This is a genomic window from Exiguobacterium sp. N5, assembly GCF_025842465.1.
In the GTDB taxonomy this organism is placed as follows: Bacteria; Bacillota; Bacilli; order Exiguobacteriales; family Exiguobacteriaceae; genus Exiguobacterium; species Exiguobacterium profundum.
Genome location: NZ_JAPAEP010000001.1, coordinates 504138 through 516163 on the forward strand (window position 1 = coordinate 504138; position 12026 = coordinate 516163).

Below are 12026 nucleotides of genomic sequence, written 5' to 3' on the forward strand. Positions count from 1 at the left end.
TATGGAACCGAAATATAAACGAATTGTGTTAAAATTGAGTGGAGAAGCGCTCGCTGGAGATCAAGGTTACGGGATCGACCCTAACATTGTAAACTCAATCTCAAGTCAAATTAAAGAATTGATCGAGATGGGTGTAGAAGTCGCCGTTGTTGTAGGTGCCGGAAACATTTGGCGTGGAAAGACGGGTAGTGAACTCGGGATGGATCGGGCAAACGCAGATTACATGGGTATGCTCGCAACTGTATTGAACTCACTTGCTCTTCAAGATAGCCTTGAAACGTACGGTGTCCAAACGCGCGTCCAAACATCAATTGAAATGCGACAAGTTGCTGAACCATACATTCGTCGTCGCGCAATGCGTCATCTTGAAAAAGGACGCGTCGTTATCTTTGCGGCCGGCACAGGAAACCCATATTTCTCAACGGACACGACAGCTGCCCTCCGTGCGGCTGAAATCGAAGCTGATGTCATCTTAATGGGTAAAAACAATGTGGACGGCGTCTATTCAGCTGATCCGAAATTGGACGCGACGGCAGTGAAGTACGATACGTTGTCTTATCTTGACGTCTTAAAGGATGGACTTCAAGTCATGGACTCGACAGCAACGTCACTTTGTATGGACAACCACATTCCATTGATTGTATTCTCATTGCTTGAAGAAGGTAACATTAAACGTGTCGTTCTCGGGGAACATATCGGGACGGTAGTAGGAGGAGTCAATTCATGAGTGTCAAAGAAGTATTGAAAACAGCTGAAGAAAAAATGGAAAAAGCGCATTCTTCACTTAAACGTGATTTTGGAACGCTTCGCACTGGCCGTGCCAGCGCATCGATTTTGGATCCTGTCCAAGTTGATTACTATGGTGTCCCAACCCCACTCAATCAAGTGGCAAACATCAATACACCAGAAGCGCGCCTACTTTTGATTCAACCATGGGATAAGTCAATGGTTTCTGAAGTAGAGAAAGCGATTCAAAAGGCAGACCTCGGCTTGTCTCCATCATCTGACGGTACGGTCATTCGTTTGGCGATTCCTGCATTGACGGAAGAACGTCGTAAAGAATTAGTTAAAGTCACGAAAAAATACGCAGAAGAAGCGAAAGTCGCTGTCCGTAACGTTCGTCGTGACGCAAATGAAAACTTGAAGAAACTCGAGAAAGATGGCGAGTTAACAGAAGACGATCTCCGCGGATATGCAGATGACGTTCAAACGTTGACGGATTCGTATATCAAGAAGATTGATGAATCTGCAGCAATTAAAGAAAAAGAAATCATGGAAGTGTAATCACGGAAGTGGTATACCAAAAAGCTGTGTGGGGACCCTTTTTCTGAGAGGGTCCTTCTTTCATACAATCAGGAGGATAACAGAATGTTTAAATGGGTGAATCCTAAAACGAAAATCGAGGCGGAGTTAAGTGTTCCTGAGCACGTAGCCATCATTATGGATGGAAATGGACGCTGGGCCAAAAAACGTGGTCTCCCTCGCATCATGGGTCACCGGGAAGGGATGAAGTCCATCCGGGAAGCGGTACGAACAGCACAAGAACTCGGGATTCGGTCTCTGACGCTTTATGCGTTCTCTACAGAGAATTGGACTCGTCCGGAAGAGGAAGTCTCATTCTTGATGAAACTGCCGAAACAGTTTTTGGAGACCGATTTGAAAGAACTCCACGAACAGAATGTACGAGTGCTCGTTGCGGGAGATACGTCGAAACTCCCACGAGAGACACGAGAAGCCGTTAACGAGGCGAGAGAACGGACCGTCGCGAACACAGGGTTGAATCTTGTCTTCGCACTCAACTACGGGGGACGGGATGAGCTCGTTCAAGCGATGCGCAGCATTGCAGGAGACATTCAGTCCGGTTTGGTTCAGGCAGACGATATCGATGACCGTATGATTGGTGAACGACTCATGACACACGTTCAAGACGTGGATCTCGTTATTCGGACGAGCGGGGAACAACGACTCTCTAACTTTTTATTATGGCAAAGCGCATATGCTGAACTTCATTTCACAGAAGTATTGTGGCCGGAATTTAAGCGTGAGCATTTTGTAGAAGCGATTGAATCATACAACGCGCGCACGCGACGTTTTGGTGGGGTGTAACATGAAGACACGTATTATTACAGGACTATGGGCAGGAGCCATCTTCATCACGGTAATTGCGCTTGGAGGAAATGCATTTGTTTCATTGATGGGGATTTTAGCACTCATCGGATTGAGTGAATTCACGTTGATGCGACAGCATAAGCTGTTGGCGTTTCCGTTCTTGGTGACAGCGCTCCTCGTGGCGTTCCCATTCCTCTTATTATTGATTGAGAATCAGGTTGTCACGGATGAACTTCCGTTCTCGATTGAACAATGGCTCGTCTTAGGGCTCGTGTTGTTGCTGTTTTGGACAGTGGTCACGAAAAATCGGTTCACGTATGAAGACGCTAGTTTTTACTTCGTCTCAGCGGTCTATTTGGTCGTCGGTTTCTCTAGTTTTGCGTTAGTCCGGCTCTCTGAGGACGGTCTATCGAAAGTGTTGCTAATCTTGTTTATGATTTGGGCGACGGACTCGGGAGCATATTTTACCGGAAAGGCATTCGGGAAAGCCAAATTATGGCCATCGATTAGTCCGAACAAGACGATTGAAGGGGCGATTGGGGGCATTGTGTCTGCGATTGTACTCGGTATCATCTTCGTCTGGATTGATCCGATTTTGCCGATAATTGAGGTCGTCATTTTAGCGATTGTCGTGGCGGTAGTCGGACAGCTCGGAGATTTGGTGCAGTCTGCTTATAAGCGCCAGTATGGAGTCAAAGATTCGGGTCACCTGTTACCAGGACATGGTGGCATTTTAGACCGGTTTGATAGTATGATTGCGGTCTTTACCGTCATTTGGGTGTTTAATCTGCTTTAAAAAGGAGTGTCGAAATGAAGCGAATTAGCTTAATTGGTGGGACTGGTTCGATTGGCGTTCAAACTTGTGACGTCATCGAACAGCACCCCGACCTGTTTGAACTTGAGGCGTATGCGTTCGGAACGAACGTCGATGTCGCCACGGAATGGATCAATCGACTTAGACCAAAATATGTGTCGGCAACGAGTATCGAAGTACTCGAACAGTTGAAGCCACGTCTTACATATGAACCTCTCTATTTTATTGGACCGGAGGGGCTGAAAGAGTGTGCGACGGCAGAACGGGCTGACATCGTCGTGACGGCAGTCGTTGGAGCAATTGGACTCGAACCGACGCTTGCGGCGATTCAAGCAGGGAAAGATATTGCACTCGCCAACAAGGAAACACTCGTTACCGCAGGACATCTTGTCAAAGCGGCCGTGAAAGAACATGGGGTCAACCTATTGCCTGTCGACAGTGAACACTCCGCGATTTATCAATGTTTGAACGGGGAACGAAGAGAAGATGTATCAAAGATTATTCTAACGGCTTCAGGCGGTAGTTTCCGTGATCGTTCACGCGATGAGCTGGCTGATGTGACTGTTGAAGACGCACTGAATCATCCGAACTGGTCAATGGGAGCAAAAATCACAATCGATTCGGCGACGATGTTCAACAAAGGCTTGGAAGTCATCGAGGCACACTGGCTGTTCGATATCGATTATAATGATATTGAAGTCATCTTGCATCGAGAATCGATTATTCATTCGATGGTCGAATTTAAAGATGCTGCCGTGATGGCCCAGCTTGGAAACCCGGATATGCGCGGTCCGATCCTTTATGCGCTATCGGGACCGAAGCGGCTTGAAATCGAGGGGAATAAGCGGTTAAACTTGAAGGAAATCGGAAAGCTGCATTTTGAAGAGGCTGATTTCAATCGTTACCCGGCACTCCGGTTAGCGTTCGAAGCAGGAAGAGCCGGTGGTTCCATGCCAACCGTCTTGAATGCAGCCAATGAAGTGGCAGTGGACCTATTCTTGAACGGTCAGATCACGTTTTTAGAGATTGAACGACTCGTCGAAGAAGCGATGGCTCGACATGAGGTCATTGCCGAGCCGACGCTCGCGCAAATTCTAGAAGTTGACCAAGCAGTACGTCAACAGATTCAGCAAGGAATTGAAGGTGGGGAATAAATCATGACGACTTTTATCGCCATCGTTTTGATGTTTGGCGTTCTCATTTCGGTACACGAATGGGGACACCTCGTCATGGCGAAACGGGCAGGCATTCTCTGTCACGAGTTTGCAATCGGATTCGGTCCAAAAATTGTTTCATTCCGTAAAAATGAAACGCTCTATACCATTCGTCTTTTACCAATCGGTGGCTACGTCAAAATGGCCGGAGAAGATTTTGAACCGATTGAAGTCCGAGCGGGTCAGCATGTCGGACTTCGTCTCACTGAACAGGGGACGGTCGATCGTGTCTACTTCCAACCGGACACGGCTACAGATGTCCATGTCGTCGGAACCGTCGATAAGTTCGATTCGACACATGAGTTGAAAGTTCAACTTCTCATCGATGAGGAAGTGCGGGTCTATTCATTAGAGCGAGACACACTCCTTGTCGACCAAGGGATGGAAATTCAAATTGCACCGTATGATCGAACGTTTGGGGCCCAGTCGGTTTGGAAGCGTGTCTTGGCCATCGCAGCCGGTCCGGCGATGAACTTTGTCTTGGCGTTCATCTTGCTCATCATTGTTGGGCTCGTTCAAGGAACCCCAACGAACGATGGTCAAATTGGTACGGTTCAACCGGATTCAGCCGCTGATGAGGCTGGTTTGATGAGTGGGGATGAAATCGTCTCGATTGAAGGCGAGCCGATTACCGATTGGCTCGACTTGCGATCTGCTTTAGAAGACCGCGCGGACACCCCTACGGAAGTCACGTATGTCCGTGATGGAGAGGAAGCAACTGTCACCCTTACACCACAAGCAGTCGAACAAAACGGAGAGACGGTCGGGATTCTTGGTGTCACGAACGCGCTCGAACGATCACCGGTCAAAGCCGTGACGACGGGGGCGGAAACGACATGGACGATGTCGACGCTGATCTTCTCTGCGGTCGGTGATTTGGTGACAGGACAAGTCGGTGTCGATCAACTAGCAGGTCCGGTCGGGATTGTACGGATGACAGATGAAGTAGCGGCGAGCGGTTTGATCATGCTGTTGAATTGGACAGCGCTTCTCTCCGTCAACCTTGCCATCTTCAACTTGCTCCCATTGCCAGCGTTAGACGGAGGACGTTTGATTTTCCTCTTGTTCGAAGCGGTACGCGGACGTCCGATCGATCCGAAAAAGGAAGGATTCGTCCACTTTATCGGATTCGCACTCTTGATGATTTTAATGTTGATTGTCACTTGGAACGACATTCAATCATTCTTTAAATAAGCTGTTTGTAGAGAAGGGAAACGTTGAACTGTATGAAACAATCTAGATTGCTCATGCCTACATTGAGAGAAGTGCCGGCTGACGCGGAAGCGGTCAGCCATCAACTCCTCGTCCGTGGAGGATTCATCCGTCAAAATGCGGCAGGAATTTATTCTTATCTTCCACTCGGACATAAAGTGTTACACAACATCCAAACGATCATCCGTGAAGAGATGAATCGTGCCGGAGCTCAAGAGCTATTGATGCCTGCCATCCAACCGGCAGAACTTTGGGAAGAGACAGGACGATGGGGTATTTACGGTCCTGAGTTGATGCGCTTGACGGACCGTCATGACCGTCGCTTCGCACTCGGTGCGACACACGAAGAATTGATTACATCGATCGTCCGAGACGAGCTCAACTCGTATAAAAAACTACCGATGAACTTGTACCAGATTCAAACGAAGTATCGTGATGAGCGTCGACCACGTTTTGGATTGCTGCGCGGACGCGAATTCTTGATGAAAGACGCCTATTCATTCCACGCGACACAAGAAGACTTAGATGAAGAATATACCAACATGTATAATGCCTACTCACGTATCTTCGACCGTACAGGACTGAAGTATCGTCCGGTCGTCGCAGACTCTGGGGCAATCGGCGGGAAAGACACGCATGAATTCCAAGCGCTTGCGGATATTGGTGAAGATACAATTGTCTACACGGACACGTCGAACTATGCGGCGAACATCGAGATGGCCGAAACGCTCGACCGTTATGAGATGCAACAAGCTGACGTTCGTCCCCTCGAAAAAGTGAACACGGAAGAAAATCGTACGATTGAGGACGTGGCGGCATTCTTGAATGTGGATCCGAAGACGACAATCAAATCTGTCTTGTTTAACGTGGATGGCGAAACTGTCATGGCAATCGTTCGTGGCGACCACGAAGCGAATGAAGTCAAAGTGAAGAACGCACTCGGTGGACTCGACATTCAACTTGAAGAAGAAGCGAAAATCGTTGAGTTGTTCAACTGTGCACCAGGTACACTCGGACCTATTAACGCTCCGGTCAAAGTCGTTGCCGACTATGCGGTCAAATACTTAGTGGATGCTGTCTGTGGTGCTAACGAGGCGAACACACACTATACGGGTGTAAATGCTGCGCGCGACCTTGCCGAGATGACATACCACGATTTACGTTTCGTTGTCGAAGGCGATTTGGCACCGGATGAGTCCGGTCCGGTTCGTTTTGCTCGTGGGATTGAAGTGGGACAAGTATTTAAACTCGGAACACGATATTCAGAAGCGATGGGTGCGACATTCCTCAACGAAGAGGGGCGTGCCGAACCACTCATCATGGGTTGCTACGGCATTGGGGTGTCACGCACACTTTCAGCCATCGTCGAACAACATCACGACGACCGTGGAATCATTTGGCCACGTAACGTAGCGCCGTTCGATCTCCATTTGATTGCAATCAACGCAAAAGATGAGACGCAAGTCGAGTTGGCGAACCGTCTTTATGAAGAGCTCGGTCAAACATACGATATCTTGTTCGACGACCGGAAAGAACGTGCGGGCGTCAAGTTTGCCGATGCAGATTTGATCGGACTCCCGATTCGCGTGAACGTCGGGAAAAAAGCTGGCGAAGGCATCGTTGAAGTGAAAGTACGTGCAACAGGTGAAGTGATTGAAACATCAATCGATGAATTGAAAGAAGTCATCGCTTCAAAATTTAGCGAAGTTCATTAATGGATGAAGGTGACAGCGGAAGCGGTCACCTTCATTTGTCGAATTGGCATAAAGGGGGAAAGACGGACCCGTGGAAGCAAATCAAAAGATGCAATTATTATTAAGTGACCTTGGGATCACGACCGAGACGGACCTGTTTGATCAGGCCGAACTCTCACGACTCGTCGTCAATAAGAAGCGACGGACGTGGACGTTCTATTTTTCATTTCCAGCAGTATTGCCATACGACGTGCATCAATTGTTCATGAGTCGACTAGAAAGTCGTTATGCAACGTTTGCGGATGAGGTGTACGCTCGGTTCTCGACAGTAGCGGGTGGGAGCGAACAAGACTATATCGACTATTGGCCACGAATCGTCAGCGAGTTGAGCCAAGTATCTGGCGCGATGCGCAGTTATTTCGGCTCCGTTTCGCCACGATTCGAGCAGAACAAACTTATGATTCCGGTGCGTTCCGCACCTGAGGCGAGTTATGTGGACAAAGAGCTCTGTCAAGAAGTACAGGCGCTCTATAGTGCCTATGGGTTCACGAAAAAACCGTGTCAGGCTCAATTTTCGGAAGACGCTGAGGCAAATCAAGCCCTTCGCGAACAGGTCGTTCAAGAAGATATCGAACAAGCGAAAATGGCACTGGCTGCCCAATTCGCCAAGGCAACAGAAACGAACGACGAACCGATTACAGAAATCCGGATGGGTGCGCTCATTAAAGATGAGATTGTCCCAATCAAGACGATTATCGAGGAAGAACGACGTGTCGCGATTCGTGGGCTCGTCTTCTCAGCAGAGCGCAAAGAGTTGAAGAGTGGTAAGAAACTATTCACGTTCAAGATGACGGATTACACAGACTCATTGATTGTGAAGGTATTTGCACGCGATGACGATGACGACCGTATGCTTAGTGCCGTCAAAAAAGGGATGTGGATTCAAACGGCCGGTCGGGTCGAAGATGATTCGTTTATGCGCGAACTATGTATGATGGCATCTCAACTTCAAGAAGTAAAAGTAGAACCACCACGTGACGAATGGGAAGGTGAGAAACGCGTCGAACTTCACGCGCATACGCAGATGAGCCAAATGGATGCCGTCACAAATGTCTCGTCGCTCGTCGCTCGTGCCGCAAAATGGGGACACCGTGCCATTGCCATTACCGACCATGCTGGAGTTCAGGCGTTCCCGGAAGCCTATTACGCCGGGAAGAAAAATGATATCAAAGTGTTATACGGAGTCGAGGCGAACGTCGTCAACGATGGTGTCCCTGTCGCTTATCATGCGACCGATGTGGCATTGGATGATGCGACATACGTCGTCTTCGACGTCGAGACAACGGGACTTTCTGCCGTCTACAATAAAATCATCGAACTCGCTGGGGTTAAAATCAAGGACGGAGAAATCATTGACCGGTTTGAAGCGTTCGCCGACCCGAAACATGCCTTGTCAGCGACCACCATCGAATTGACAGGGATCACGGATGACATGGTCCAAGGTCAACCGGACCCGGAAGTAATCACGAAACAGTTCGTCGAGTGGTGTGGCGACAGCATTCTCGTTGCCCATAACGCGTCATTCGACATGGGCTTCCTCGAGGCGACACTCCGTAGTGGTGGGCATGAACCGGACGATTACCCGGTCATCGACACGCTCGAACTTGCTCGAACGTTGATGCCGACGTTGAAGAATCATCGACTCAATACACTCGCGAAGCGATTCGATATCGAACTGACACAACATCACCGTGCCATTTACGATGCGGAAGCAACGGCGTATTTGCTCATGAAGTTACTCGATCTCGCTAAGCAGATGTTCGAAATGACGACACATCGCTCGTTGAACGCGAAAGTCGGCAGTGATGTATCGAAGATTCGTCCGTTCCATGCGACCATCTACGCGAAAAACAAAAAGCCAGGACTTCGTCATTTATACGAGCTCATCTCCTTATCTCACATCGATTACTTGTATCGGATGGCACGCATGCCACGTTCCGAGCTTGTGAAACGGCGAGAAGGATTATTGATTGGTTCGGCTTGTGATAACGGGGAGATTTTTGACGCCGCCTTGAACAAGTCGGATGATGAACTCGAGAAGATGATGTCATTTTATGACTTTATCGAGATTCATCCGCCGGCACTCTACCACCATTTGATTGATAAAGAGATCGTGACGAATGAATTAGAACTCCGCGAAATCATTAAGCGCATCATTCGTGTCGCCGAGAAGGCCGAGTTACCGGTTTGTGCGACAGGGAATGTGCACTATTTAGATCGGTCCGACCGGTCTTATCGCGAAATCTTGATTCGTACACAAGGTGGGGCAAACTTCATCAATACGCGTAAGGAATTACCACATGCGCACTTCCGGACGACAAAAGAAATGATGGAAGAGTTCAAGTTTTTAGGTGACGATTTAGCGCGTGAAATCGTCATCACGAATCCGAATGCAATCGCCGATCAGATTGAGTCGATTCAAATCATCCCAGATGATTTGTACACACCTAAAATTGAAGGGGCAGATGATGAGGTTCGGAATATGAGCTACGACATGGCTCGCTCCATCTATGGAGACGAGTTGCCTGAAATCGTGGAGGCGCGTCTTGAGAAAGAGCTCAAATCGATTATCGGTCACGGGTTCGCCGTCATTTATTTGATTTCGCATAAACTCGTTAAAAAATCACTCGATGATGGATATCTGGTCGGTTCGCGGGGGTCGGTCGGGTCGAGTCTCGTCGCAACGATGACGGAAATCACCGAAGTCAACCCGCTACCGCCTCACTACGTCTGTCCGAACTGTCAGCACTCACATTTCTTTAATGACGGATCGGTCGGTTCGGGGTATGACTTGCCAGACAAGGAGTGTCCGGAGTGCGGCACGTGGTACAAAAAAGACGGTCATGATATTCCGTTCGAGACATTCCTTGGTTTCAAAGGGGACAAAGTACCGGATATCGACTTGAACTTCTCAGGTGAATATCAACCGCATGCCCACGCCTATACAAAAGTACTGTTCGGAGAAGAATACGTCTATCGTGCCGGGACAATCGGAACGATTGCCGACAAAACGGCTTATGGATACGTGAAAGGCTATGCGACCGAGAACGATAAGATTTACCGGAACGCCGAAGTCGACCGTCTCGTTTCTGGGGTCACCGGTGTAAAAAGGACGACGGGGCAACATCCAGGGGGTATCATCGTCGTACCGGACTATATGGACATCGCGGATATCTCCCCGATTCAATATCCGGCGGATGACAATTCGTCTGAATGGAAGACGACTCACTTCGACTTCCACTCCATCCATGACAACTTATTGAAACTTGATATTCTCGGGCATGATGACCCGACCGTCATCCGGATGTTACAGGATTTGTCTGGTATCGATCCAAAGACGATTCCGACAGATGACCCGACAGTCATGAAGATTTTTTCTTCACCAGAAGTGCTTGGGGTGACACCAGAACAGATTGAATCGAAAACCGGGACGCTCGGGATTCCAGAATTCGGGACGAAATTCGTTCGTCAGATGCTTGAAGAGACAAAACCGTCGACGTTCTCGGAGCTCGTTCAAATTTCCGGTCTATCCCACGGAACAGACGTCTGGCTCGGGAACGCGAACGAATTGATTTATAACGGGACGTGCGAACTGAAGGATGTGATTGGTTGTCGAGATGACATCATGGTCTATCTGATTTACGCGGGCCTCGAACCGTCATTCGCCTTTAAAATCATGGAATCCGTCCGGAAAGGGAAAGGGCTTACGGAAGAGATGGAGTCCGAGATGCGAGAGAATGACGTGCCGGAATGGTATATCTCGTCTTGTAAGAAAATCAAGTACATGTTCCCGAAAGCACACGCCACTGCCTACGTGTTAATGGCGGTCCGGATTGCATACTTTAAAGTACATCATCCGATTCTGTACTATGCGACGTACTTTACCGTTCGAGCGGGAGATTTTGACTTATCCGCGATGATCAAAGGTCCCCAGGCCGTTCGTAAGGCGATGTCGGATATTCGAGAAAAAGGGTTCGATGCGACAGCGAAGGATAAAGGGCTACACACGGTCCTCGAACTTGCGCTCGAAATGCTCGAGCGGGGAATGAAGTTCCAAAACATCGACTTGTATCGGTCGAGTGCGACAGAGTTCTTGATTGAAGACAATACGCTGATTCCACCTTTCAACGCGGTCGATGGACTGGGAACGAATGCGGCAAAAGCGATTGTCGAAGCAAGGGAAGAAGGACAGTTCCTTTCGAAAGAAGATTTGCGGAAACGTGCGAAACTTTCGAAAACGGTCATCGAGACACTCGATACGATGAAATGTCTCGAAGGTCTGCCTGATGAGAACCAACTCTCATTCTTTGATTTTGGGGTGTAAGTTGCGATTTATCGGGAAAATATGATATATTAGTATCGAACAAAGTTGGATACTACGACGGAAAGGAGTAGGGAACCCTACTCCTTTCTTGTATGTAAAAGCCAGAAGGAGGGATGAGAGTGTCCAAAATAACAGAAGTCGTTGAATCGATTGCATTGCCGATCGTAGAACGAGAAAACATGGAATTGGTCGATGTGGAATTTGTTAAGGAAGGTCCAGACTGGTTCTTGCGCGTCTATATCGATAAGCCGGGGGGCGTCGATTTGGACGATTGCGTCAATATCAATGAACAGCTCTCGGAAAAACTAAACGAAACCGATCCGATTGAACAGGCTTATTATCTTGATGTCTCGAGTCCTGGTGCGGAGCGTCCGCTGAAAAAGCCGAGCGATTTTGAACGTGCGGTAGGCAAAAATGTCTACATGAAAACGTTCGCTCCGATCGATGGTGCCAAAGAGTTTGAAGGAATTTTGACGGCATATGATGGGGAAACGGTCGTGATCGAGACACGCATCAAGACAAGAAAAAAAGCGGTATCGCTACCGGTTGACAAAATTGCACAAGCCCGCTTAGCGGTCACGTTTAGTTAAGGAGAGGGA

The 12026-nt window shown here is 48.5% G+C and carries 9 protein-coding genes; all 9 read left to right on the top strand.

The window, feature by feature from the left end; translation table 11 throughout:
* Position 1 precedes the first annotated feature (1 nt).
* The 9 genes from pyrH to rimP all read left to right on the top strand — a co-directional run bounded on the left by pyrH (position 2) and on the right by rimP (position 12017).
* On the top strand, positions 2 to 727 hold the full coding sequence (pyrH, locus tag OKS35_RS02620) for a UMP kinase (protein WP_015881417.1): 726 nt from the start codon (positions 2 to 4) through the stop codon (positions 725 to 727).
* Positions 724 to 1284, top strand: coding sequence for a ribosome recycling factor (gene frr, locus OKS35_RS02625; RefSeq protein WP_031421698.1), 561 nt, complete (start codon positions 724 to 726; stop codon positions 1282 to 1284). Before pyrH ends, frr begins: the two co-directional genes overlap by 4 nt.
* An 84-nt stretch (positions 1285 to 1368) precedes the next feature.
* On the top strand, positions 1369 to 2106 hold the full coding sequence (locus tag OKS35_RS02630; protein WP_264092413.1) for an isoprenyl transferase: 738 nt from the start codon (positions 1369 to 1371) through the stop codon (positions 2104 to 2106).
* A gap of 1 nt (position 2107) precedes the next feature.
* The gene (locus tag OKS35_RS02635) at positions 2108 to 2905 is read left to right on the top strand and encodes a phosphatidate cytidylyltransferase (RefSeq protein ID WP_159562101.1); all 798 of its coding nucleotides are present in this window, start codon (positions 2108 to 2110) and stop codon (positions 2903 to 2905) included.
* A gap of 14 nt (positions 2906 to 2919) precedes the next feature.
* Positions 2920 to 4077 carry a 1-deoxy-D-xylulose-5-phosphate reductoisomerase gene (gene dxr / locus OKS35_RS02640; protein WP_264092414.1) on the top strand — a complete coding sequence of 386 codons (1158 nt, stop codon included), beginning with the start codon at positions 2920 to 2922 and terminating at the stop codon, positions 4075 to 4077.
* 3 nt (positions 4078 to 4080) lie between these two features.
* A complete protein-coding gene (gene rseP / locus OKS35_RS02645; protein ID WP_015881422.1) occupies positions 4081 to 5331 on the top strand; it encodes an RIP metalloprotease RseP in 1251 nt (416 codons plus the stop codon).
* Between the two features lie 32 nt (positions 5332 to 5363).
* Complete coding sequence (locus OKS35_RS02650; RefSeq protein WP_214691278.1) at positions 5364 to 7064, top strand: proline--tRNA ligase; 1701 nt, start codon at positions 5364 to 5366, stop codon at positions 7062 to 7064.
* A gap of 70 nt (positions 7065 to 7134) precedes the next feature.
* Complete coding sequence (locus tag OKS35_RS02655) at positions 7135 to 11427, top strand: PolC-type DNA polymerase III (RefSeq protein WP_214691051.1); 4293 nt, start codon at positions 7135 to 7137, stop codon at positions 11425 to 11427.
* Positions 11428 to 11540: 113 nt separating this feature from the next.
* Positions 11541 to 12017, top strand: coding sequence for a ribosome maturation factor RimP (gene rimP, locus OKS35_RS02660; RefSeq protein ID WP_193343250.1), 477 nt, complete (start codon positions 11541 to 11543; stop codon positions 12015 to 12017).
* Positions 12018 to 12026: the final 9 nt, after the last annotated feature.

What these genes read in the sequence shown, in the direction of transcription:
- frr (WP_031421698.1), top strand. Translation starts at nt 724, where the DNA reads ATGAGTGTCAAAGAAGTATTGAAAACAGCTGAAGAAAAAATGGAAAAA.
- rseP (WP_015881422.1), top strand. Translation starts at nt 4,081, where the DNA reads ATGACGACTTTTATCGCCATCGTTTTGATGTTTGGCGTTCTCATTTCG.
- OKS35_RS02635 (WP_159562101.1), top strand. Translation starts at nt 2,108, where the DNA reads ATGAAGACACGTATTATTACAGGACTATGGGCAGGAGCCATCTTCATC.
- OKS35_RS02630 (WP_264092413.1), top strand. Translation starts at nt 1,369, where the DNA reads ATGTTTAAATGGGTGAATCCTAAAACGAAAATCGAGGCGGAGTTAAGT.
- OKS35_RS02650 (WP_214691278.1), top strand. Translation starts at nt 5,364, where the DNA reads ATGAAACAATCTAGATTGCTCATGCCTACATTGAGAGAAGTGCCGGCT.
- dxr (WP_264092414.1), top strand. Translation starts at nt 2,920, where the DNA reads ATGAAGCGAATTAGCTTAATTGGTGGGACTGGTTCGATTGGCGTTCAA.
- pyrH (WP_015881417.1), top strand. Translation starts at nt 2, where the DNA reads ATGGAACCGAAATATAAACGAATTGTGTTAAAATTGAGTGGAGAAGCG.
- rimP (WP_193343250.1), top strand. Translation starts at nt 11,541, where the DNA reads ATGAGAGTGTCCAAAATAACAGAAGTCGTTGAATCGATTGCATTGCCG.